Below are 23826 nucleotides of genomic sequence, written 5' to 3'. Positions count from 1 at the left end.
TTACTTCGCCCCCTCAACAAGTGCGATGAACGAAGCCGGTTGCAAGCTGGCACCGCCAACAAGTGCGCCGTCGATGTCGCTTTGTCCGAGGTATTCTGTTACGTTTTCCGGTTTCACGCTGCCGCCGTATTGAATACGAACTGCATTCGCAACCTGCTCGTTGTACAGATCCTTCACCAATGTGCGGATGTAAGCAATAACTTCATTCGCATCCTGGGATGTGGAGGATTTGCCTGTACCAATCGCCCAGATTGGCTCATACGCGATAATCGCTTGTGCTACCTGCTCAGCAGACAAACCTGCCAAAGCTGCTTCGGTTTGCACTTTGCAGACATCCTTCGTTTGACCCGCTTCGCGCTCTTCCAGTGTCTCACCGAGGCAGAAGATTGGCGTCAGGCTATGACGGAATGCTGCATGCATCTTTTTGTTGACTGTCTCATCGGTTTCCGCAAAATATTGACGGCGCTCCGAGTGACCGATAATCACGTAATCTACACCCAGTTCTTTCAGCATGACACCGCTGATTTCACCAGTGAATGCACCGTTATCTTCGAAGTGAAGATTTTGTGCTCCAATTTTGATGTTAGTGCCTTTCACAGCCTCTACCAGAGAAGGCAGGTTTGTAAAAGGTGCGCAGATTACCGTTTCCACGCCTTCGACTTCCGCTTTTCCTTTAACTTCCTGAATGAAGTCATTGGATTCGGAAACCGTTTTGAACATTTTCCAGTTACCCGCGATAATTGGTGTTCTCATTGGTTTCAACTCCTTCATGCTATAGCTTAAAGCTTACTTATCGTTCAATGCAACTACGCCTGGAAGCTGTTTGCCTTCCATGAACTCGAGCGATGCACCGCCACCTGTAGAGATGTGGTCCATTTTGTCAGCCAATTTGAACTTCTCAGCTGCCGCTGCAGAGTCACCGCCGCCGATTACTGTGTAAGCAGATGTTGTTGCGCAAGCTTCTGCTACTGCACGAGTACCGTGGGAGAAAGGCTCGATTTCGAATACGCCCATTGGTCCATTCCATACAACGAGTTTGGAATTTTTAACAACGTCAGCATAGATCTCACGTGTTTTTAGACCGATGTCGATGCCTTCCCAATCTGCAGGAATGTCGCCAACTTCAACAATTTTAGTGTTCGCATCCGCACTGAAATCGTCAGAAATGACGATATCCACTGGCAGATAGAAGTTTTTACCCAGTTTTTTAGCTTTTTCAATGAAGCCCAGAGCTACATCCAGTTTGGACTCATCCAGCAGGGATTGACCCACTTCATATCCTTGAGCCTTCATGAATGTGTAGGACAGACCGCCGCCGATGATTACGTTGTCTGCAATGTTCAGCAGGTTGTCGATCACATCAATTTTGTCCTTAACTTTGGAACCGCCGATGATTGCAGTGAAAGGACGCTCAGGGTTCAGCAATGCTTTACCCAACACTTCAAGCTCTTTCTCCATCAACAGACCAGATACCGCTGGCAGCAAATGAGCAATACCTTCTGTCGAAGAATGCGCTCTGTGAGCCGCACCAAACGCATCGTTAACAAATACGTCAGCCAGTTCAGCAAATTGTTTTGCCAGTTCCGGATCGTTTTTCTCTTCTCCTGCGTGGAAACGAACGTTCTCAAGCAACAATACGTCGCCATCGTTCATCGCAGCGATTTGAGCTTTAACCGCTTCGCCTACGGAATCATCCGCTTTAATAACCGGTTTACCCAGCAATTCAGACAAGCGCTCAGCAGCAGGAGTCAAACGCATGGATTCAACAACCTCGCCTTTTGGACGACCCATGTGGCTTGCCAGGATGATTTTAGCACCTTTTTCGATCAAGTAGTTGATCGTTGGCAGTGTTGCACGAATACGTTTGTCATCTGTAATTTTACCATCTTCGAGCGGCACATTGAAATCCACGCGCACGAATGCCCGTTTTCCATTCAATTCGATATCACGTACACTTTTTTTGTTCATCTCTATTTCCTCCGCACCCATATATTTGGTGGACCTTTCAAGGCTCAAATCCCTTGTCAGTCCTGGTGTTCATGAGAAATTTGCAAAAGTTTGATATATAAAGAGCGGAAACAATAGCAATCTGTTTCCGCTCTATGTTATTACAAGATATTACTTGATCATTTTTGCAAAGTGCTCCAATGTGCGAACCAGTTGAGCTGTGTAGGACATTTCGTTGTCATACCAAGCTACAGTTTTAACCAGTTGTTGGTCGCCCACTGTCAGAACTTTAGTTTGAGTTGCATCAAACAGGGAACCGAAAGTGATACCTTGGATATCGGAAGATACGATTTCGTCTTCAGTGTAACCGAAAGTTTGTGCATCGGAAGCTGCTTTCATTGCTGCGTTAACTTCTTCAGCTGTAACTTTTTTCTCCAGAACAGTTACCAGCTCAGTCAGGGAACCTGTTGGTGTTGGTACGCGTTGAGCTGCACCATCCAATTTACCTTGCAGTTCAGGGATAACCAGACCGATGGCTTTAGCAGCACCAGTTGTGTTAGGGATGATGTTTTCAGCTGCTGCGCGAGCACGACGGAAGTCACCTTTAGGGTGTGGAGCATCCAATGTGTTTTGGTCGCCAGTGTAAGCGTGAATTGTAGTCATCAAACCTTGTACGATTCCGAATTTGTCTTGCAGTGTTTTTGCCATAGGTGCCAGGCAGTTTGTTGTGCAAGATGCGCCGGAGATTACTGTTTCAGTACCGTCGAGAATTTCATGGTTTACGTTGTAAACGATGGTTTTCATGTCGCCAGTAGCTGGTGCGGAGATAACAACTTTCTTAGCTCCACCTTTCAAGTGTTTCTCAGCAGCTTCTTTAGTTGTGAAGAAACCAGTACATTCCAGAACGATATCTACACCCAGGTCTCCCCAAGGCAATTCTTCTGGGTTACGGTTAGCAAGGACTTTAACTTCTTTGCCGTTCACTTTGAAGAAGCCGTCATGTACTTCAACTTCGCCATCGAAGCGACCTTGAGTTGTATCATATTTAAGCAAATGAGCCAGCATTTTAGCGTCAGTCAAGTCGTTGATTGCTACAACTTCAATGCCCTCTACATTTTGAATACGGCGGAATGCCAAGCGACCGATACGTCCAAAACCGTTAATACCTACTTTAATCATGAGTAAGTTCCTCCCAAGTTTTGATTGATTTTTTTGTTGAAACTATATATTCAAGACAGACCGTGAGATCCGTCAAGACAACTAAGATAATGTTGAAAATAAAACCATTGGCTGATCTCGAAGCTTTGGCTACTCCATCTCCGCGACAATGACTTCGGCCGCAGCCTCATCAATAATCAGAATATCCTCCTGCCCGAACCGCAGTACGGAATGTATAGCAGCCGCCTTGCTCTTGCCGCCAGCTATACCGATGACCACATCTGTGCGCTCAATATCCTGAAGCCGCATACCCAGTGTAAGCATGGTATGTACCACCTCACCCTGATCGTTGAAATAATACCCGAAAGACTCTGATACGGCACCCTGCTCCTGAAGTTCACTAATGATCTCCGGGGCAAGCTTGCGTCTCTTCGCCATTTCTACTGCATCACCAATGCCGTGAATAACGATGCGTGATTGCCTGATCAGCTGCAAAATTTCCTGAACACTCGGGTCCTGAAGCAATGATTCATAGGCATGATCACTAAGCAAATCCGGTACATGTAGGAGTTTGTACTGAGCCCCTACCCGCTTTGCCATCGTAGATGCAATCGTATTTGCTTGAATTTCAAGACTTTCTCCCAGTCCGCCACGGGCTGGTACAAACCAGACACCCTTGAGCGAAGTTGGTGGTGTGAGCTGTTCTGCAACTTCGGCCGTTGTCGATCCGCCTGTGACGGCAACAACGTCGTTGTCATTCATGATATTGCCGAGAGCCTTCGCTCCGGCCCTTCCAAGTTCCCTCTTGGCAAAAGGAGATACATCCGAATCGCCAGGAACTACAACTACCTTTTGCAGACCGTAGGCTTGCTTGATTCGCTCTTCCAGTTCGGACAATCCGAACAGCTCTTTCGCGACAGGCTCCAACTGCTGCAGCAACTCGTAACCCGCCTCACTGATCTTCATACCGGCACTGTCAATTTCGATAAGTCCCTGAGCCTTTAACAGATCGGTCTCAGCTCTCAGAACCCGCTCGGTCATCTGCATGGAATTGGCCAAGGTTCTCCGTCCGATCACATCCGATAACATGATCTGTTGCAGAATCGTATAGCGCTTCTTCAAGACATCCATGAGATCGGGCAGAAGCTGCTTTTGCACTTCTAAAATCGTTCGCATGCTTTCCACTCCCGCGAGCTTCTCGCTCCAAGCTTCTTTCATGGCCCTAAAATGTCCCGGGTTAACTTTTTAAGTCCCACGTTTATTCTACCTAAAACTGACGCGATATGCAAGTGTTTCGATAGCATATTTCAGTACGTTTGCGGGCATCTGTACGCGCCTATTTTCACAATCTCCGCACTTTCGTTACGGACACGATGAGCGATTATACAGCATCACATCCATCATGAGATGCTCTCCCGCCAATCGCACGCTCATTTGGCACAATATATAGAAGAAAGCGGTCGTGCTCATCTACATATTGCATGCTTTATGTTTTGGCAGGCATGTCCAAAACCTCTTTTAGCATGTACTCAAAACCAGACTTTATCCATTCTTCTTTATCATGATCATTTCAGGATCAATTCAAACCACCTGCGGAATAAGTCTAACCTTTGCCGTGCAAAGCAATAGCTTGCATTTCAATACTCCATAAGCTATAATCATTATTGCTGTCACGTATTTAGAGCGCTACATAAATTCGCTAGTACGTAATTATGCGCCCGTGGTCCAATGGATATGACGTAGGCCTCCGAAGCCTGAGATCCAAGTTCGATTCTTGGCGGGCGCGCCATTGATTTTTGAACAGCTCATAATGCATTTAACCAACGAAACCGAAAAGGTTTCTTTTTTTTCAAAGTTAGTTTGACTTTCTTTGACTTTTTGTTTGAGATTGTTTATGATGTGGTTAATACGGTAACAGTTTAAATATAAACACCAATTTAACATTTACATTTTCGAGGAGGTTTTTCACGTGAGTTATATTCCAATGGTCGTTGAACAGAGCAACCGGGGTGAGCGCGCCTATGATATTTATTCCAGATTGCTGAAGGATCGCATCATTTTCCTTGGCAGCGACGTGAATGACGTTGTAGCTAATGCCATCATGGCACAGATGTTGTTCTTGGCAGCGGAAGACCCGGAGAAAGACATTCACTTATACATCAACAGCCCGGGCGGATCAATTACCGCAGGTATGGCCATTTACGATACGATGCAATTCATCAAACCGGATGTATCTACCATCTGTGTAGGTATGGCCGCTTCCATGGGTGCATTCCTGCTGAATGCAGGTGCGAAAGGCAAACGTTTTGCGTTGCCGAACAGTGAGATCATGATTCACCAGCCGCTGGGTGGTGCACAAGGTCAGGCTTCGGACATCGAGATTCGTGCACGTCGTATCCTGAAAATGCGCGATACGCTGAACCGCATTATCTCCGAGCGCACAGGCCAGCCGCTGGAGCGCATCGAGAAAGATACAGATCGTGACTACTTCATGAGTGCTGCCGAAGCAGCCGATTACGGTATCATCGATAAAGTAATTCAAAACGTAGGCTCCCAAGGCATCTAAGCGATAGCCTGGAGACTTGCAGATACACAGGGCGTGTTCACCGGTATAGAGGTGAACACGCCCTGTTTCATATTGATTTGGAACAGGCAATGCCGCCACCCGATTAGCGGGGTGTATTGCCTGAACTAACAGAAAGCCCCCGTCACCGATGCGATGACGAGGGCTTTCTGTATTCCTTTTTCACAAAATACGCAATAAGTGCTTTGATGCTGATTAAGATCGGGATGGAAGGGATACACGCGATAGAATTTGCTGCTCTTATTTGTCAGACGTTACGTTGCTGAATGGCACGGTGCCTTTAGGCAAAATTTCTTTATACGCGAATGTCATTTCCGGGAAACCTTCCGCGTAAGCTGTGTACTCATACAGTTGGAAAAATACAACCACACCCGCTGGAGTCACATAGAAATCCTGATCCTTGTTCAAGCCTTTATAACCGCTCAGGTAGCCTGAGTTTGCTTTTAATTGCTCGCCCACCTTTTTGCTGATCGTTTCACGCATGGATTTGCTGTTTTGCAGCACGTTATCGAGTGTCAGCTCTTTGCCTGTATCCAGCGCAAACGTGTGTCCGGCACGATACGTCATGCCGTGTGCTCCTGCGTAATCCTCATAATGTTGAGTAATCAGACCCAGCACGCCATTTTCGTTGTATGTTACCACATAAGAAGTTTCGAACGCATAAGGACGATTCGCTGTGGCTTCGCCGAATTCAGCGGTTTGTTTCTTGAAGGCCGCAAAGGACGTATCCACCTCATCCTTGAGCACTTTGTTGATTGCAGCCTCCGCTTCCTTGCTGGCAAGACCACTCACCTGCGGATATCGAATATCCACTTCGGCATTTTTCACGGTAGCCTTCTCTGTCACTGAAGTCACCTTCACGCTGTTTTGTTTCACTTTGCTCAGAGTCAATGTTTTGGTTTTGGCATCCCAGCTGCCCTGCACGCCCATGTAATCTCTCATCGCCGAGAACGGAATGTACAACCGACCTTGTATCAGCTTCGCTTCAAACTTAGGATAGAACCCGTTAATGAAAACATTTGGCTGTCCATCAGCCATACTCACCGTCATCGTGTTGTTTGCCACGGCTACCGTGTAAGTCTTTGTTTTGGCATCATAATTCAACGTACCGCCTGCTACATCCTTAACCGCTGTGAGGGACACCCAGGTCGACCCGCCTTGCAACAAGCCTTTCTGAGTAAGTGTTTTGCCACCAGCCTTCAATGTTACCTGAGCAGGTGCAGTCACTTTGGAGGTTACCGCGGCCGCCTGTACGGCTTGATCCATCCATGCTGTGCTGCCCCCCATAATTACACCTGCTGCCAATAATGCACTTGTCCACTTTTTCCAAGTTGTCATCTATCATACCCCTCTCTGTAATATGCCGGTGGGTTCATCGCGTTAGCAGACATATCATCGCTCATGCCTCACGTTCACCTCTTGTTAATCATTAACCGATTCCCGGGCAGATTTGCTGCTATTGTTTTCATTTAAGAAAATTAATTCGTAAAGTTGACCGGTGCACCATCTACCTACTTCTTAGATGTCACATCGTGTATGTCTCACACTTACCTCTTTATTATACTGATCCCAATTTCAGAAAGATTTACAGCTCCAGTTACAATGTTGATGAAAATCATGCGGTTAAAAACGCAGAAAATGAATGTTTTGTCATGAAAAATGATACAAAACGACATGAATGCTTGCGTCACCGCATTCTGACAGGAATGGTCTGAACGCTGCTCACTTCCTCAAATTCAATAAGTGCAACAACAAAAGACGCTGCCCCAGGGACAGCGTCTTTGTCATATTTATAAATTTTTCATGTTTAACCATTTTACCAGGTATGCCCAAAATCTTTATTTCATCTCATACGTGATATTAAGCACCGTGCTCACTTTAACCTGCCCTGCTTCGATCTGTGTGCCTCCGTCTGTATCATTCTTCGCTTGAGACATGAGCGATTCCGCTGCATAGAACACAGGCACATTAGCATCTGGCTGACTTACCGAAAGCACTGCACCAAGCTGACGTTTCACTGCTTTGGCAATAGCACCTGCTTTTACATCTGCATTGGCTACAGCCTTAGCTATGACCTCGGATTCGTATTTCTCCGGATTTTCTACTGTGAAACGCACATTTTCGATATTGTTGGCTCCTGCCTGTGAAGCAGCATCCAGCAACTCACCAATCTTGTCCATATCACGATACGTCACAGTCAACGTGTGGTGAGCCGTATAACCTTTGATCTTCTGTCCATCCTTTTCACTGTATGTGTAGTTCGGCTGCACGTAGAACTGGCTCGTTTGGATATCATCTGCACTGATCTTCCATGTGTTTTTCAGCAAATTAGTAACCTTTTGAATTTTAGCCGCATTTGCCTTTTGCGCTGATGCCGCAGTGTCTGCAGTGCTGTTCACCCCAATGGACAGGTAGGCAATATCCGGCTTCACCTGAATTTCACCCTTACCTACGACATTGATCACATTTTGCTGCACTCCCTGAACCTCTGCTGCATAAGCATAGTTCCCTGGCGCAACCCAAGCCGTACCTCCAACTAACAAAGAGCTTGCCACCAGCACTGCACCGAACGGTTTCATCCATTGTTTACCCATTACGATTAACCTCCTCATATGTTAACATCTCAAACTTGAAGCGATTTGATACCTTAACAGACGGGACAAATTCCATAATGTTGCACTTGACTGCACCGTTTGTCTATAAATTTATTAAAACGCAAAAAAGCCCCTTGCGGGACTTCTTCATCACATTACTAATGATATGCTTATTGGTTTTCGAGCTCTTCCTTACTAACCAGGCTAACTAAAGCGTTTACAGCCTGATCGGCGTCCGCGCCCTCTGCACTGATGTGGATTTCCGTACCTGTGCTGATCGCAAGGCTCATGATTCCCATGATACTTTTGGCATTTACTTTTTTATCGTCCTTCTCGACGAACACTTCAGATGAGTACTTATTCGCTTCTTGAACGAACAGTGCTGCAGGTCTGGCATGGAGACCCGTTTTCAAACGGACAACTACCGGGTGCTTTGTCATAGAAACTTACCCCCTATTATGAAATCTGGACATTAAATACACAATTATATTTATAAAACATTATACCATTAACCCGTGCAGGACACTAGAAGAAAAAAAACATCAGCTATAACGCTCTGCACGCACTTTCTCAGCCAACTCGTCAATCTTCCGCAAACGATGGTTCACGCCTGATTTGCTCACAGTACCCTTGAGTAATTCGCCCACTTCCTTGAGATTGATATCGGGATGGGCAAGCCTTACCTCGGCCACCTCACGCAGCTTATCCGGAAGCGACTCAAGGCCTACTTCCTTTTGCAGTAAACGAATATTGTCGATCTGTCTGACAGCCGCTCCAATTGTTTTGTTCAGATTGGCTGTCTCACAGTTCACGATCCGGTTTACTGAATTGCGCATATCTCGCATAATGCGAACATCCTCGAACTTGAACAAGGCTTGGTGAGCACCGATGATGCTGAGCAATTCAATGATCTTCTCACCTTCCTTAATGTATAGGATGAATCCTTTTTTCCTTTCTATACACCGGGCGTTAAGATGAAATTCATTCGCAAGATCAACCAAAGCCTGACAATGCTCCTCATACATCGACGCAATCTCCAGATGATATGAAGAACCCTCCGGGTTGTTAACCGATCCGCCGGCCAGAAATGCTCCGCGAAGATACGCACGCTTGCAGCAGTTTTTCTCCAGCAGCTCTGCGTTAATACCAGGCGTGAACAGGAATCCCTCGGAAACAATACGCAGTTCCTTCAAAATCTCTTGCACCATAGACGGAACACGAACAATATATACATTATTCTTTTTCAGCCGCATTTTTTTGCGAACCAGCAATTCCGTATGCACTTGAAAATGCTTTTTAAGCAGAGAGTATGCCCGTCTTGCAATCGCAGCATTCTCTGTCGAAATATCCAAGATGACTTTTTTATTCGATAACTGCACTGAACCGAGCATACGGATGAGGGCTGAAAGTTCCGCCTGTTCGCAGCACGGTTCGCTTTCAATCATCGTTAGTTCTTTTTTGGTTTGTGCTGCAAATGACATGGGACTTCACCTCTTCCGTAACATCCAATTTTGGACCAGCTGATAAATATGGTGACTAAGCTTGTCGGCATCATGACGCAGATACGTTTTGAACAGAACAAGCGTATCTGCCACAACCTGATAACCTGAGCTTTTAAGCACATTCATATCGAGCACAACCGGCTTTGCACCTTTTTCCGCGTACTTATTTTGCACTTGCAGCGGGATATCCCCATTATTAACGATCACATAATCAAAGAGCTGATGCCCAATATGCTCCTGAACCGCGATAAGGTGATCACTTACCGTGTAATTATCCGTCTCTCCCGGCTGTGTCATTACATTACAAATAAACATCTTCACTGCGTCCGCTTCAACAACGGCCTCTGCCAGCTTGGGTACGAGCAGATTGGGAAGAATACTTGTATATAGACTACCTGGGCCGATCAGAATCGCATCTGCCTGGCGAATCGCCTCTACCGCTTCTGGCAACGGCTCCACGTGATCCGGTTCAAGGAAAACCCGTTTAATGCGTCCACCTGCTTCAGGAATTTTGGACTCCCCTGTAACAATGGAGCCATCCTCCATCTCCGCATGCAGCACAACGGCCTGACCTGCTGCCGGAAGCACCTGCCCCCTAACGGCAAACACGCGGCTGAGCTCCCGCACAGCGGTCACAAAGTCGCCTGATATATCCGTCATTGCAGCCAATATGAGATTACCCAGGCTGTGGCCTGCAAGCCCCGCGCCTGTATTGAAACGATATTTTAACATGTCTGAGAGCAACGGTTCAACATCTGCCAGCGCGGTAAGCACGTTACGAATGTCGCCAGGGGGCGGCATTTGTAGCTCACTGCGCAGGATGCCTGAACTTCCCCCATCATCCGCAACCGTAACGATAGCCGTGATATCCATCGGTTTTTCCTTCAAACCGCGGAGCATCACGGATAACCCGGTTCCACCGCCCATTACAACGATTCTCGGACGTTCTCTTCGTGGTCCGGCCTCTTTCATCCCTTCACCCTCTTCAATGACGGTCCCGGTCGGCGTCGCGATGGCTTACGGTAACAGCTTCAGTCTCACTGCTCCCGAGCATTTTGCCCAAGTATTCCGATATTGCTACCGAACGATGCTTGCCTCCGGTACAGCCGATTCCAATAATAACCTGGCTTTTGCCTTCCTTCCGGTATTGCGGAATCAGAAAATGCAGCATATCCAGCAGCTTGGTCAGAAACGCTTGCGTTTCAGGCCATTTCATAACATATTCGTACACTTCACTATTCTGCCCTGTATTCGGCCGCAAATGATCAATATAATGCGGATTCGGTAAAAAACGAACATCAAATACGAGATCTGCATCAATCGGGATGCCGTATTTAAATCCGAAGGACGTAATATTTACCGATAACATCTGACTCTCCAGATGAGAAAAACGTGAAATAATGCGCTCCTTCAGCTGAGCTGGCTTCATTGTGCTCGTATTCAGCACCTGCGTTGCTGAATTTTTGAGCTCCTCCAGCATCTTGCGCTCCAGCTTGATGCCATCAAGCGGCATACCCTCCGGTGCCAGCGGGTGTCTGCGTCTGCTTTCTTTATAACGCTGCACGAGCACGGAATCCGTGGCATCCAGGAACAAAATTTCGCAATGAATCGTAAAATGATCCTTAATGTAGTTCAATGATTCGGACAATGCAGTAAAGAATTCACGCCCCCGCAGATCAATGACCAGTGCTACTTTGCCAATCTTGCCATTCGATTGTTCTATCAACTCTGCAAATTTGGGAATCAAAACAGGCGGTAAATTATCTACACAGAAAAACCCCAGATCCTCCAGGCTCTGCACAGCTATCGTTTTACCCGCTCCGGACATGCCCGTGATGATAATGAGCGTGGCGCCTGTGCCTGGTGAGCCTTCACCTTCAAGCATAAATGTCCCCTCCTTATCATATTGCTGTCGGATTATCGTGTTACGAGGTTACTACGAACGCAAGAGAAGACCTGCGGCACCTACGATACCTGCATTATTACCCAGCGTAGCTTCAAGAATCTGAACGCCCTGCTGCAGCGGTTCAGGTGTCAATTGCGCAAATACTGTACGAATCTCATCAAACAGGAAGTCACCTGCTTTGGAGACACCGCCGCCAACGATGAACAATTCAGGATTGAGCACAGCTGCAACAGTTGCCATCGTTTTGCCCAGATAGAAGGCTGCACGCTTAACAATACGCAGCGCCACCTCGTCGCCTGCCTTGGCAGCATCAAACACTTCCTTGGCGGCAATCTTGTCTACAAGTGCAAGAGATGTATGATCACCGCGCTCAACAGCATCCTTGGCCATCTGAATAATACCCGTTGCCGATGATACCGTCTCTACACATCCCATTTTACCACAGCCACACTTGATGGCTTCGAGATCAGGCACAACACTGATGTGACCAAGCTCTCCTGCCATACCCGAGAAGCCCTGATAGATTTTCCCATTCAGGATGAGACCACCACCAACGCCTGTACCGAGTGTGAAGCATACACAATTGTCTACACCCTTGCCGGCTCCGGCCCAAGCTTCACCCAGAGCAGCAACGTTCGCATCATTATCTATTTTGACAGGCTTGCCCAGTCGTTCCTCTAGAACCGAACGAATGGCCACATTCCGAAATCCGATGTTAGGGGCATGAACAATAATTCCCTCGCGTACATTCGTGAAACCCGCAACTCCTGCACCGACACCTTCAAGCTGTTCCCAGCTATATGGCGATTCGGCTACAATATGACGGACATACTTCTCGATGTTGGCGATAACCGTGTCAACGCCCTGATCCACTTCAGTCGGTCCTTCATACGTATGCATAAGCTGACCTTGATCATCACATATACCGACCTTGATTGCTGTTCCGCCGAGATCGACCCCAACGTAGATTTTCTCAGACATGCTGCAAGCCACCTTTATCTATCTAAAATAGTTTAAGTCCTACGTACCAACTATAATTGAAGGATACGCCGGGGTCAAGACGAGAAGACCTCAGGACATCGCCAGTCCCTGCGGTATTGTGAACGATGTCACACAGCTTTTTGAATGCGCATACATCCCGATCTCGTCTACTTAAAACGCAGAGCTCTCTCCTTCCCTGTCCGAAAGGGACACCTCGATTCATCATATTTCACCCTCACTCGTTCCATTCATACCAGAATAACAACGGTCATCCATAGGCTGGATCACTGTTGAGAAGAGCACTCACATCACGGCGCCCATTCCGCAAGGTGCGGGCGGCACAAAAAAACGCCTTCCAGGGCGCTGGAGGCGTTTTTCCTTTTTCAACATTATATGAAACAAGCGTTACAGCTTCGACTCTACACGTACAGGCTCGTCGGTTCTCTCCATTTTGTTTACATCCAGAATATCCAGCATGAAGACAAAGATTGGAATACCGATAATCAAGCCCCAGATTCCGAGAAAATGCTGCGACAGAATCAGCACGATAAAGGTGTAAAACATCGGTAGCTTGGTTTTGTGCGCCATCAGCTTTGGATTCAGGAAATACGTCTCCAAGGCATGAATGATGATGATCATAATAATCACGATGATGCTCATCTGCAGCCCGCCCATTTGATATCCGATCAGACAGATCGGTACAAGGGAGATCATCACACCTGCAACTGGCACCAGACTGAGCAGGAAGACCATAATCGTCAAGGCAAACAGATACGGATACCCCAGAATCCACAAGCCAAGCATCGTCAGCACCGTATTAAATACAGCAATCAGGAGCTGCGCTTCAATCACTTTTCCAAAAGAAGATACAAACTTGTCGCCCAGATACGCTACTTCATTATAGAACCAGCCGATTTTACTCGTTTTGAATTTGGACGTGAACTTGTAAATCTCCTTCTTCTGGAGCAAAAAGAACAAACTCAAAATAATAACCAGCAGGATGAACTCCAGCCATTTACTCAAAGCAAAGATGTATTTCAATGCCTCGTTCGTGTAATTTTTAATGTCGAAGGACTGCAAATAACCTGCAATTTTGGAGGCAAAATTATCACCATCCGCCGTATCGAGGAACTTCATAATTTCGTTGGTCAGCTGCACAACCTGATCGACGATTCGTGGTGAGTATCTTGATATTCCCAGCACGATTCCAGCAATCACAATGATGTAAAGCAGAATGACTACAACTTTGTAGTTAATCGGAAAAAATCGGTTCAAACCTCGTGTAATCAGCTGCTGCAGCCTGTTCATAACGTAGGTCACCAGGAACAACAGCAGAATCATATGGAGCATGCTGCCCATACTGAACAAAATTAAACAAAACAACAGTAAAATCAAAAAACGCCTGACTGTTGCATTCTGTAACCACTCTTTTATCATTTCCCCCAAATTCTTCACCTCACAGCTAATTTTAAACTATATGTATGTCCATATCATGTCCATTGTAGAAAAAAGAGAAGCCCTCAGGCTTCTCTCAATGTATGAGACTTCCCGTTGTCCCTTATAACCAACTTATGCCATGCCAGACGGTTTGCATGCGTATTACTTATCCAGCGTTTCGCTCCAATCGTGAACGATGCTTCCCTCCAGAAACTTTTCACAATCCATCGCTGCCATACATCCCGAGCCTGCGGCTGTAATGGCCTGACGATATTTCGTATCCTGAACATCACCGCAAGCAAATACACCTGGAATGTTTGTCTCTGTTGTGCCCGGCTTCACTACAACGTAACCATGATCATCTAGGGTTATCGCACTGCCCAGGAAGCCCGTATTCGGTGTGTGACCAATCGCCACGAATACGCCATCTGCTTCAATCAGCTCTTCCTGACCCGTTTCGTTGTTGCGTACCTTCAACCCCTTGACACCCATCGCCTCAGGCACAACCTCAAGCGGTGTGCGGTTCAATGCCCATTTTACCTTCTCGTTGCTGCGGGCACGGTCCTGCATAATCTTCGAAGCTCGAAGCTCATCCCGGCGGTGAACCAGCGTAACGTCTGTCGCAAAACGAGTCAGGAAGCTCGCCTCTTCCATGGCTGAATCGCCGCCACCCACCACAACGATCTTTTTACCACGGAAGAAAAATCCGTCACATGTTGCACAGGTGCTTACTCCACGACCTACGTTTTCCTGCTCTCCCGGAATGCCCAGATAACGAGCGGAAGCACCTGTGGAGATAATGATGGAGTCTGCTTCCAACTCACCGATCCCCCCAACACTCACTTTGAAAGGCTGCTTGCTGAAATCAACCTCTTCCACCCAGCCGTTCTTGAACTCTGCACCAAAACGCTCTGCCTGCTTGCGCATATTGTCCATCAGTTCCGGTCCCATAATGCCTTGCGGATAACCAGGAAAGTTCTCCACTTCCGTCGTCGTTGTCAATTGTCCGCCCGGCTGAAGACCTTCAATCACCAGCGGATTCAGATTCGCACGAGCCAGATATATTGCCGCTGTCAGCCCCGCAGGTCCGGTTCCGATCACAATCGTTCTGTATTTAGACATATCAATACAGCCTCCTTCGTCAGGTTGAGAATGTGTTGTACTCACGAATAACTTGCCAAGATGATATCCTACAGGCATTTTGTGGCCCACTCGTTAAGTTTACCCGTTTTCCCGGTTAATGTATCCTTCCCCTCAGGACAACGGCAATAGTCACGTAACCTTACAACATATCACAGCATTCAGACCTAGGCTTTCGGCGGTTTGACGTTGCAGATTAGATTAATCTGTCTCGCATACTTGCTGACGGTAGATGCTGATATGCCGTAACGTTCCGCGATGCTCTGATACGTCACGGGTCTGTTGTTATTTTTGGAAGCCAGATATTCAAGGCCTGCTGCCCATCCTTCAATCTGCTTGGAGCTGGACAGCTCTGGATGTGCTCTTGACACATAATCCGTCCACAGCCTCTCCATCTCCTGCCGAACCTCCGCTTGAGCCTCAGACATCAGAAGCGCCCGATCAACTACGATATTCCAGTGGGATGAAGCTCCCGCATAGGATGAATTCGTTGTCTGCTCGGCTTGCTGTGCTGTACGAACAGATTTCAGAGGCTCCCCCGAAATGGAATTGGACAAAAGTCTGGATACTGCAGCTGTGCCGCTCTTGGCATCCTGCCCATCACATTCAGACGCTTGCAGTTCATTGAGAACGCCTTGTGCCGCCTTGACCAAAGCAGGCTCTTCACCAGGCTCCTCAATGAACGATTGCAAGGCCTGCTGCACTTCATAATCACCGATCATGCCCAGCGCATGAATAACCTGCAGCTTGGTCGCCGCATCACCATGGCGCAATGCCCAGAAGAACGAGGAACGTATCAGTGGATCATTCTTCATCTCCTCAGGAATGCCGCTGTTATAGTTCTCCCATTGCTTGAATTGCTCGTCAAAGGGAAGATGATAGTGATAACTGAGCTTCATCGGCTCCTTTAAGCCTTCGCGCACCTCTTCAAGACCCGCGAGATAGTAACGAGCCACTTCCGAGCCCGGATCAAGTCTGTTCACATGATGCCAGAGCCGCTCTGCAATATCATATCGTCCTGTATTATACGCCGCAACCGCGGCATAATGCGCAAGGGCCGGATCAGCAGCCGTTTCCTCGTACTTGAGCAATCGGCGGAAATGGGTATATGCTGCATCATGCTGGCCAAGGATGCCCATGGTTGTCGCCAGCTTGTACACTTGTTCGTGCTCAAAGGGCACGAGCACTCGCAGTTTTTTGATCAACAGCAGCACTTGGTCCGTACGATTCTCGTTTTGATGGAAAATAGCCAGATTACAGAGCGCATGCAGATTGCCCGGTTCTTGCTCCAGCACTTCTGCAATCGTCTCCTTGGCTTTAGGAAACAGGCCCATATAATAGTAGGCCAGCGCCAAATTATTGCGTGCCGCGAGATAATCCGGATATTCGGAGGACATGCCTTCAAGCAGCTCCGCTGCCTGAGCAAACTTCCCCTCCTCCAGCAATTCTCTTGCCTGATCATGCTCCACGACACCTTTACGTGACTTGATGCGATTCAACTTCGCAGGACGATCCAGCTCGTAATACAGAAGCTCCATCATCTCTTCGGCTTCGGTCATGAACTGACCCTGCGGATCTTCTTCCAGATAGGTCACAAGTGCCCGTTCAGCTTCCTCAAAACGATCCATGTTGGCATAATTGTTCGCCATATAGAAATAACATTCCGTCATCGACGGGTCCACCACATCCAGCACATGTGCCAGAATGGTGTTGGAGGCTTCATAATCCCCCTTCTCCGATAAAATACCTGCCATATTACAATGATTCACCGGATTGTCCGGCTCGTATTCAACTGCTTTGCGAAAATATTTCAATGCCTTGTCGACATGATTACGGTCCAGCGAGCGGACAGCTCTTTCAAAAAAGAAAGATGCATCCAAATGAATCGGTATAATATTGGCAAGGTGACCCTCGGTCCGCACTAGCTTGCCCTTCATCTTGCAAGGCACCCCCTCGTTGCTTTCATTCATACTCTCCAGTATAACACATCTTCAGACCCTCTTCGCTATATGTAGTTTCATGTCGTTTATGAAAATAATGCAAAATAAAGAAGGCATCTCATCCACGGCTTATGGAGGAAATGCCTTCTTTCTAATATTGCTAGTGCCAATCCCGTCCTATCTGCTACAGGATTGCAATTTATCCTTTTTTAGCAAGTGAAGGAGACAGGGTAATCTGGATCGTTTTATCAAAAGGTGTCATGAAGTTCACCAGCACCACCTTGCATTTCTCTGGCATCTTAGCTTCGCGGACCGTTGCCGCCAGATGACCCATTTCGCCGCCATCCATCTCCAGCCAGTCTTCTCCGCAGCTGTAGCGCAGCTTGCCGCCCTTCCACAGAATACTGCCATCACTCGTTTCAATACCATCCTCACAGCTAAGCTCTCCCTCGTCACCAAATACAAAGGATAGCTGCATCATAATATCCTGTGGTTCCTCACCAGTCAGATGAATCGCCCAGCCGCTCTCCGTCTGCAGCACGTCAGCGCCTACGCGAAAAGTCTGCTCATGCGTGAGTGCTCGGGTCTGATGAGGCAGCAAATACCATGGGCTGATCGGCGAAGCAGCTGAAGCAGGCAGATCGGCTGTCGGAACCGGGCCGTAATATCCCTTCTTCTGCTCCCCGGTCAGTTGATATCCTTGAGACAGACGGGTCATGTGCTGCATCGGTACATATCCCGGGTTGAAATAAGAAGACAGCTGTACTGCGAGCAGGCGAACCTTGCCGTGACGAAGTGCGAAGAATGGCGGCACCTCCGTCATCACGGTTACACTGGTCTCCCCGTCGCGTATCCGGGCAACCGGGGCACCAAAATCAGTATGCATCCGGCTATGAGAGATGCGTCCGTGGTGTCCCGCATTGTCCATCTGGTTGACATAATTCTCCCGTGCAAAATGCTCATTCAGCATGACTTCATATTGATCTGGAAGCGCATCTGTTGTCCCTTCTGTCTGCTGAAGCTCAGGCTCCAGCAGCAAGCGAACCAGGGCGTTTACCGAGCATACGCCCGGGTCTGTCAGCGTACTGTCTGCCCATGCTGCCATGCCAGCAAAGATCGGATCAGCATCCAGCTTGGCCAAGATGGCATAAGGCAGATAATAGGAAGACAGGTCATGAATACTGCCCAAATCTTGACGGCCGGAGTAATCCGTAACAATCTCCCCTGAAGGGTGTACAAGATAAACCATCATCCGCAAGTTCAGACGTACCGGCTCAAGCAGTTCAGGGCGGCCCAGCAAACGCGCAGCATGAATAAGCATAATATCACTCACTGCATTGTATATTCCGTTGCTGCGCTCCGTCCATTCCCCGTCAGGAGTAATATCAATGCCCTCTGCGAGCCATTGCTCCGCACGCTGTACCGCTGCCTCTATCCCGAAAATTTCATGCAAAAAGCCGAGAGCCGCGCATAGAACCCAGCGATGGTTAGGTGTATGACAGCCTCCTGTAAGCATCGTTGGAATCGTGCGCTCCAGAAACAAACGCATGTTATCCAGCACAGGCTTGAGCGGAGCCCAATCCTGCTGACTCAGAAGCTGGTACAGCTGTGAGTAGCCAACAACCACAAATGCAGTGTCCGGCGGAGAGTGGTAGTTCGTCCAGCCCGGTGATATGGAACCGTCACTATGCTGCTGTCGCAACACAAATTCACTTGCCAGTCTCAAACGCTCTAACAGCGCTTCGTCCCGGTAATATTTGGAGTCAGGATTAGATATCGCCGCTCCCCAGAAACACATATCTGTTGGCGTACCTGTTGTATGATTAACCCAAGCCACACCAGTAGTGGGATCAATCGTCCCGCCATAATAGCGATTCTCCGGCTCAAGCATCTGCCGTTCCATCCCTCGCTCTGCTGCTCTGTCATTGCTGTCTACCATTTGTCTATACATCTGCTGTTCCCCTCCATTCAATGCCTTCCATCCAATACTCCTGTTCAAAAGATAAGATCAGCCAGCTGTGCGCTCTAACAGCCCAAGCCAACCGATCTATCGCTTTGCCTATCTATTCCTCTAATGCTGCAAGTTTTTGTACCAGCAGCTCATGACTTTCGTGAATGGCATCCGGCTCGCAAGCTGCTTTAAGCTCATAGACCTTGACCTGTGCCTTGCGAATCATCGGAAGATACGCATCATAGAAGTTCATATCCTTACTATGAACATACGGGCACCAGTGATCCGACAGCCCCAACGTTTCATGGATATGCACACCAACGATATCATCCATCAGCCCCTGCATCTCGCCAACGCTGTCATAGAGTCCAAGCCGATCCATCATAATGGCATGCCCTGTGTCGTACCAGATGCCCACCGGGGCCCCTTTAAGAGCCTGAATGATCGTCTTCGCTTCGGCAAGAGTAGGAATCTGTTGTGGTCGTGATCGAGTTTCAATTCCAAAACGGACGTCTAGTCCTTTGGATACCGCTCGGTTGCAGACTTCATCAAGACTAACGATGATTTTCTCAATGTAACCCGCACTCAGTGCTTCACGCCGTTCCATGAACTCTGCCCATTTGCTCCGATACTGCGGAGAATCTGTACCTTCTTCCCTGTACAGCTTCTCCAGGTCCTTGCTGATATCATGCGGGAAGGGCACCTCGCCCGGATGCACTACAACAGCTTCCCCGCCATAACGATGCGCATATTCCGCCGATCCGACCAGCAGATCAATCGCTCTTTTGCGCTTCACTTCATCCTCAAAGCCAAGCAGAACGGAATCCGTTCCATAATCAGGATCAGGATCATGAGGGAATGTATTGTGTACACTGGATACCCCAATCTCCCCGCGCTCGATCATCGGCTCAATCGTTGTGAGCATTTCCTTCGTTACGTTATAGTTAAGCTCCACCCGGCGAAAGCCGAGCTCTGCGATCTCCCGAATCATGTCCTCACCTACAGGATGTCTCCTGATGTTCCAGCATGTCGAGAATGAGTATTCTCCCTTGTCTATTCCCTGCATATACTATTCCTTCTCCTTCCCCGATGGTGATGTTTGATGTGTATGGGGACTATGAATTAACCCTTAACCGCTCCTTGCATTGCACCACTGACAAAATACTTCTGCAACCATGGATATACGAGCAGGATCGGTACTGTTGCGAAAATAACCGTAGCAGCCTTGAGGCTCTCTGGTGTTAATCTTGTACGGTTTGCACCCTCCATCAATGTGAGCTCACTTACCATGTTGTTCTGTACCATCTGATAAAGCTTCAGTTGCAATGGATATAATTTCGGATCGTTGATGTACATTAGTGAATCCTGGAAGCCATTCCAGCGTCCAACCGCATAGAACAGACTAAGTGTAGCAAGTACAGGCAAAGATAGTGGCAAAATAATTTTAAAGAGTGTGTACACATGAGAGCTTCCATCAATCTCTGCAGACTCTTCCAGGCTTTCCGGTATTCCGCGGAAGAAGGAAATCAGGATAATGAGGTTAAAGGGACTAACCAGACCCGGCAGAATCAGAGCCCAGATGGAATTTATCAAATGCAAATCACGAATCAGCAAATATTCAGGAATGATACCACCGCTGAAAAACATCGTAATGATGATAATGTACATAAACAGCTTGCGACCTTTTAAATTTTTCTTCGTTAAAGGATACGCTGCAGCAATAGTAAATACCATACAGAGCAACGTTGTGACAACTGTAAGAAACAAGGTGAAGCCCAAAGAATAGATCATGGAACTATCTGAAAATACTTGACCATAGGCATCCCAAGTGAATTCTTTAGGGAATATCGTGACCTCACCCGAGGTAATAGCCCGGTTCGAACTCAACGAGATTGCTATGGTGTGCAGGAATGGAGCAAGACAGAATATGACAAACAAAGTAATAAAGGTGACATTAACAATATCGAAAATACGGTTCGAGGTGCGGTCACTCATCTGCGCACAGCTCCTTTACTAATGGTCTATATACAACAAGCCGAAGGGCTTGCATCTTATTGCTATTGTGAGGTTAAAGAATACCTTCTCCCGTCGTTTTCTTCGAGATATAGTTGGAACCAAGTACAAAGATCAATCCAACAACCGCCTGGAATAAACCTACAACCGTTGCAATTGTATACTGCCCGGATTGAATACCCATTCTGTATACGAAGGTACTGAGTACATCGGAATATTCACGAACAGCCGTATTACCAATAACGAAAGGCCGGTCAAAACCGATGCTGACCATATTTCCAAGATTAAGGATAAGCAAGGTTACAATCGTTGGTTTGATGCTTGGCAGTGTAATATGCCAAATTCTCTTCAGCCGCGTTGCGCCATCAATCTCAGCTGCCTCGAACAATTCCTTGTTCACACCCGTTAATGCAGCCAGATATAAGATGGTTCCCCACCCAGCACTTTGCCACACACCTGTAAACAGGTAGGTAACAAGCCAAGGGTTTTTCTCAGTCAAAAATGGAATTGAATTCAGGCCCATACTCTCCAGAATACCGTTTACCATACCAGATTGATTACCGAACAATTGGTATACAATCCCCCCGATGATAACCCAGGAAATGAAGTGAGGAATATACAGAATGGTCTGCGAAATTTTCTTGAACCATTTGAACCTTACCTCGTAGAGCATAATAGCCAGAATAATTGGAGCAGGGAATGAAACGATCAGATCAAGAAAATTCAGCATAAATGTGTTGCGTAGTGTAGTGTAGAAATCCGGCATTGCAAATACCTCGCGAAAAGCATCAAAACCGATCCATTTACTACCGTTAATACCCTGGAACAAGTTGAAATCTTTAAACGCGATCTGCACACCATACATTGGTCCATAACGGAAAATGATAAAGTAAATCAGGGGCAATGAAATTAACGCATACAGTTGCCAGTATCTCTTCAAGTATGTGGTCATGTCTCTCTCTCCTCCTCACAAACGAAGAAACGTTATGCCGCCGCCTGAGCGGCGGCACAAGCCTCCTCGAAACACTTCAATTTACAGACATTTCATTTCTGCTTATTGTTCAGCAGCATCCAATTCTTTTTTAAGCTCAGTTCCGCCCAAGGACATGTAGTCAGCCATTTCTTTTTCATATACGGCATCGAAATCTTCAGGTTTTGCCATCGCTGTTTTTACGATAATAACGTCCAATTTGTCTGTCAGCGCTGTGCTGTACTTCATCTCTGCCTGAATTGGCTTGCTGAAGACAATTGGTCCAACAGTATCGGTATTGGCAACTTCAAGTGCTTTTTTCAGAATTTCCTGATTCGCTGGTGGGAAGCCCATAATCCAAGCTTTCTCGTTCATTCCTTGATCACCCAGGTTTTTACCGTTGGAGATAATAGCTGTATCCCCTGCGTTAAACAAACGATCTTTTGCTTCTTGAGTAGCATCTGCTTTAGCAACTGGAATACCGTCTACCAGATCATAGTTCTCGCCTTCCACACCATCATAAATGTCAGTCAGGTTTTTGCCTGATGCCATCCAATCCAGATATTTAATGGCTTCTGCTGCACGTTCACTGCTCTTCGGAATCATGATGTACATACCATTCGATCCATAACGGGACTTGATATGTTTGCCACCCTCATTTGCATTGGTGTACACATCTGCCGGAATCAGGTTGCTATCCGGTTTGTTCTTTTTCAACAGATCATACGAAGCTTCTGGCCAGAAGATCGAGTCTACGTCTTCAGAGAAGAAAGCAACGTTTCCGTTCGAAACATCTTTACCCAGCTGCGTTTTATCTTTATCCAAGCTGAAATCCTTGCTGATCAAGCCTTCGTTGTACAGCTTGTTCAGGAACTGCATGGACTCCTTGAAGCCTTCATGCAACGGCAATTCATAACGTTGAGAATATGTCTTATCCCCAGCGATTGGCTTGATGAAAGAGTAAATCAGTGGTTCATATGAAGCCGGAGCCAGTGCAAAACCCATTGGGATGTTCTGGCTACCCATTTTACCTGGGTCTTTTTCTTTGATTGCTTTCAATGTTGTATACAACTCATCTGTTGTTTTAGGTGCTGGCATTCCCAGTTTATCTAACAAATCTTGACGAATGAAGGAACTGTAACGAGCAGTGATCGCACGTTTACCCGGAATAGCGAACTGCTGTCCCTCCACTTGACCGAACTTTAATGTATCTTCGCCCAAAAACTTCTTCAGATTCGGTCCATACTGATTAATCAAGTCACCGACATCTGTCAAACCGCCTTGTTGTGCATAGCGGTAAAACACGCTGGAGTCATAAACGAAGACAATGTCCGGAACGTCTGAGGCACTGGCCATCAGGACATTCAGCTTGGTTACTTCCTCAGAACGTTGAACAGGTACGAATTGTACGTCAATGTTGTTCGGATCACCAAAGTTCTTTTGAATCATTTGAGAGATAAAGTTGTTTGAGATCGTGTACTGAGAAGGTGTTTTACCACGGTCGAAAAGCTCCACCTTTAATGTGACACGTTTTCCATCACCAGATGCTCCGCCTTCTGCTGATTTGTTGTCTGCAGACGATGAGCACCCCGCAAGTAGTGATACGCCCATAACTGCTGTGAGCGCCAAACCCATCAACTTCTTTAGACTCCCTTTGGTTGCTTTTCTTGTCATTCTGTTCATCCCCTTTGGCTTTACGTGAA

At 47.2% G+C, this 23826-nt stretch carries 20 protein-coding genes and 1 tRNA gene; 2 read left to right on the top strand and 19 right to left on the bottom strand.

The annotated features are described in order from the left end of the window. The 4 genes from tpiA to DFQ00_RS23130 form a co-directional block, all read right to left on the bottom strand. Nucleotides 1-753, bottom strand: coding sequence for a triose-phosphate isomerase (gene tpiA, locus DFQ00_RS23145; protein WP_110898840.1), 753 nt, complete (start codon nt 751-753; stop codon nt 1-3). Between the two features lie 33 nt (nt 754-786). Then, a complete protein-coding gene (locus DFQ00_RS23140; RefSeq protein ID WP_110898839.1) occupies nt 787-1968 on the bottom strand; it encodes a phosphoglycerate kinase in 1182 nt (393 codons plus the stop codon). 150 nt (nt 1969-2118) lie between these two features. Further along, entirely contained in the window at nt 2119-3126 is a 1008-nt protein-coding gene (gene gap, locus DFQ00_RS23135; RefSeq protein ID WP_110898838.1) for a type I glyceraldehyde-3-phosphate dehydrogenase, read from the bottom strand. A gap of 129 nt (nt 3127-3255) precedes the next feature. Beyond that, on the bottom strand, nt 3256-4281 hold the full coding sequence (locus DFQ00_RS23130; RefSeq protein ID WP_110898837.1) for a sugar-binding transcriptional regulator: 1026 nt from the start codon (nt 4279-4281) through the stop codon (nt 3256-3258). Between the two features lie 538 nt (nt 4282-4819). Between DFQ00_RS23130 and DFQ00_RS23125 the strand changes: the two genes are divergently transcribed. Together DFQ00_RS23125 and clpP are read left to right on the top strand one after the other, a co-directional pair. Further along, a tRNA-Arg gene (locus tag DFQ00_RS23125) sits at nt 4820-4894 on the top strand. 180 nt (nt 4895-5074) lie between these two features. After that, nucleotides 5075-5671: an ATP-dependent Clp endopeptidase proteolytic subunit ClpP gene (gene clpP, locus DFQ00_RS23120; protein WP_090924795.1), complete on the top strand. Its 597-nt coding sequence runs from the start codon at nt 5075-5077 to the stop codon at nt 5669-5671. A 258-nt stretch (nt 5672-5929) separates the two neighbouring features. Here the strand turns inward: clpP and DFQ00_RS23115 are convergent, their stop codons facing one another. The 15 genes from DFQ00_RS23115 to DFQ00_RS23045 form a co-directional block, all read right to left on the bottom strand. Continuing rightward, nucleotides 5930-7027 (bottom strand): stalk domain-containing protein, encoded by a 1098-nt coding sequence (locus DFQ00_RS23115; RefSeq protein WP_110898836.1) that lies wholly within the window; start codon nt 7025-7027, stop codon nt 5930-5932. A 500-nt stretch (nt 7028-7527) separates the two neighbouring features. After that, nucleotides 7528-8283, bottom strand: coding sequence for an SIMPL domain-containing protein (locus DFQ00_RS23110; protein WP_110898835.1), 756 nt, complete (start codon nt 8281-8283; stop codon nt 7528-7530). 170 nt (nt 8284-8453) lie between these two features. Beyond that, entirely contained in the window at nt 8454-8723 is a 270-nt protein-coding gene (locus DFQ00_RS23105) for an HPr family phosphocarrier protein (protein WP_090924792.1), read from the bottom strand. Nucleotides 8724-8825: 102 nt separating this feature from the next. Further along, on the bottom strand, nt 8826-9764 hold the full coding sequence (whiA, locus tag DFQ00_RS23100) for a DNA-binding protein WhiA (RefSeq protein WP_110898834.1): 939 nt from the start codon (nt 9762-9764) through the stop codon (nt 8826-8828). Between the two features lie 6 nt (nt 9765-9770). Continuing rightward, nucleotides 9771-10757: a gluconeogenesis factor YvcK family protein gene (locus DFQ00_RS23095; RefSeq protein WP_110898833.1), complete on the bottom strand. Its 987-nt coding sequence runs from the start codon at nt 10755-10757 to the stop codon at nt 9771-9773. 13 nt (nt 10758-10770) lie between these two features. Beyond that, complete coding sequence (gene rapZ / locus DFQ00_RS23090) at nt 10771-11670, bottom strand: RNase adapter RapZ (protein WP_110898832.1); 900 nt, start codon at nt 11668-11670, stop codon at nt 10771-10773. Between the two features lie 51 nt (nt 11671-11721). Next, complete coding sequence (locus DFQ00_RS23085) at nt 11722-12672, bottom strand: ROK family glucokinase (protein ID WP_110898831.1); 951 nt, start codon at nt 12670-12672, stop codon at nt 11722-11724. A gap of 405 nt (nt 12673-13077) precedes the next feature. After that, nucleotides 13078-14109 (bottom strand): AI-2E family transporter, encoded by a 1032-nt coding sequence (locus DFQ00_RS23080; RefSeq protein WP_110898876.1) that lies wholly within the window; start codon nt 14107-14109, stop codon nt 13078-13080. 162 nt (nt 14110-14271) lie between these two features. Next, a complete protein-coding gene (trxB, locus tag DFQ00_RS23075; RefSeq protein WP_110898830.1) occupies nt 14272-15231 on the bottom strand; it encodes a thioredoxin-disulfide reductase in 960 nt (319 codons plus the stop codon). 185 nt (nt 15232-15416) lie between these two features. Next, on the bottom strand, nt 15417-17186 hold the full coding sequence (locus tag DFQ00_RS23070; protein WP_110898829.1) for a tetratricopeptide repeat protein: 1770 nt from the start codon (nt 17184-17186) through the stop codon (nt 15417-15419). 202 nt (nt 17187-17388) lie between these two features. Next, on the bottom strand, nt 17389-19140 hold the full coding sequence (locus tag DFQ00_RS23065; RefSeq protein ID WP_110898828.1) for a prenyltransferase/squalene oxidase repeat-containing protein: 1752 nt from the start codon (nt 19138-19140) through the stop codon (nt 17389-17391). A 112-nt stretch (nt 19141-19252) separates the two neighbouring features. Continuing rightward, nucleotides 19253-20206: a sugar phosphate isomerase/epimerase family protein gene (locus DFQ00_RS23060; RefSeq protein ID WP_110898827.1), complete on the bottom strand. Its 954-nt coding sequence runs from the start codon at nt 20204-20206 to the stop codon at nt 19253-19255. A gap of 56 nt (nt 20207-20262) precedes the next feature. Beyond that, complete coding sequence (locus DFQ00_RS23055; RefSeq protein WP_110898826.1) at nt 20263-21135, bottom strand: carbohydrate ABC transporter permease; 873 nt, start codon at nt 21133-21135, stop codon at nt 20263-20265. 73 nt (nt 21136-21208) lie between these two features. Beyond that, nucleotides 21209-22105, bottom strand: a complete 897-nt coding sequence (locus DFQ00_RS23050) for an ABC transporter permease (RefSeq protein WP_110898825.1) — start codon at nt 22103-22105, stop codon at nt 21209-21211. Between the two features lie 102 nt (nt 22106-22207). Then, nucleotides 22208-23797: an extracellular solute-binding protein gene (locus DFQ00_RS23045; protein WP_110898824.1), complete on the bottom strand. Its 1590-nt coding sequence runs from the start codon at nt 23795-23797 to the stop codon at nt 22208-22210. Nucleotides 23798-23826: the final 29 nt, after the last annotated feature.

Origin of the sequence: Paenibacillus barcinonensis, assembly GCF_003217495.1 — a bacterium.
GTDB lineage: Bacteria > Bacillota > Bacilli > Paenibacillales > Paenibacillaceae > Paenibacillus > Paenibacillus barcinonensis.
This window is presented reverse-complemented; position numbering and strand designations above follow the sequence as displayed.

Bases quoted from the DNA above. Each gene is read 5' to 3' on its own strand.
- DFQ00_RS23060 (WP_110898827.1), bottom strand. From the start codon at position 20,206: ATGCAGGGAATAGACAAGGGAGAATACTCATTCTCGACATGCTGGAAC.
- DFQ00_RS23080 (WP_110898876.1), bottom strand. From the start codon at position 14,109: ATGATAAAAGAGTGGTTACAGAATGCAACAGTCAGGCGTTTTTTGATT.
- whiA (WP_110898834.1), bottom strand. From the start codon at position 9,764: ATGTCATTTGCAGCACAAACCAAAAAAGAACTAACGATGATTGAAAGC.
- gap (WP_110898838.1), bottom strand. From the start codon at position 3,126: ATGATTAAAGTAGGTATTAACGGTTTTGGACGTATCGGTCGCTTGGCA.
- tpiA (WP_110898840.1), bottom strand. From the start codon at position 753: ATGAGAACACCAATTATCGCGGGTAACTGGAAAATGTTCAAAACGGTT.
- trxB (WP_110898830.1), bottom strand. From the start codon at position 15,231: ATGTCTAAATACAGAACGATTGTGATCGGAACCGGACCTGCGGGGCTG.
- DFQ00_RS23110 (WP_110898835.1), bottom strand. From the start codon at position 8,283: ATGGGTAAACAATGGATGAAACCGTTCGGTGCAGTGCTGGTGGCAAGC.
- DFQ00_RS23140 (WP_110898839.1), bottom strand. From the start codon at position 1,968: ATGAACAAAAAAAGTGTACGTGATATCGAATTGAATGGAAAACGGGCA.
- DFQ00_RS23050 (WP_110898825.1), bottom strand. From the start codon at position 22,105: ATGACCACATACTTGAAGAGATACTGGCAACTGTATGCGTTAATTTCA.
- DFQ00_RS23115 (WP_110898836.1), bottom strand. From the start codon at position 7,027: ATGACAACTTGGAAAAAGTGGACAAGTGCATTATTGGCAGCAGGTGTA.
- DFQ00_RS23045 (WP_110898824.1), bottom strand. From the start codon at position 23,797: ATGACAAGAAAAGCAACCAAAGGGAGTCTAAAGAAGTTGATGGGTTTG.
- DFQ00_RS23085 (WP_110898831.1), bottom strand. From the start codon at position 12,672: ATGTCTGAGAAAATCTACGTTGGGGTCGATCTCGGCGGAACAGCAATC.
- rapZ (WP_110898832.1), bottom strand. From the start codon at position 11,670: ATGCTTGAAGGTGAAGGCTCACCAGGCACAGGCGCCACGCTCATTATC.
- DFQ00_RS23130 (WP_110898837.1), bottom strand. From the start codon at position 4,281: ATGCGAACGATTTTAGAAGTGCAAAAGCAGCTTCTGCCCGATCTCATG.
- DFQ00_RS23055 (WP_110898826.1), bottom strand. From the start codon at position 21,135: ATGAGTGACCGCACCTCGAACCGTATTTTCGATATTGTTAATGTCACC.
- DFQ00_RS23095 (WP_110898833.1), bottom strand. From the start codon at position 10,757: ATGAAAGAGGCCGGACCACGAAGAGAACGTCCGAGAATCGTTGTAATG.
- DFQ00_RS23065 (WP_110898828.1), bottom strand. From the start codon at position 19,140: ATGTATAGACAAATGGTAGACAGCAATGACAGAGCAGCAGAGCGAGGG.
- DFQ00_RS23070 (WP_110898829.1), bottom strand. From the start codon at position 17,186: ATGAAGGGCAAGCTAGTGCGGACCGAGGGTCACCTTGCCAATATTATA.
- DFQ00_RS23105 (WP_090924792.1), bottom strand. From the start codon at position 8,723: ATGACAAAGCACCCGGTAGTTGTCCGTTTGAAAACGGGTCTCCATGCC.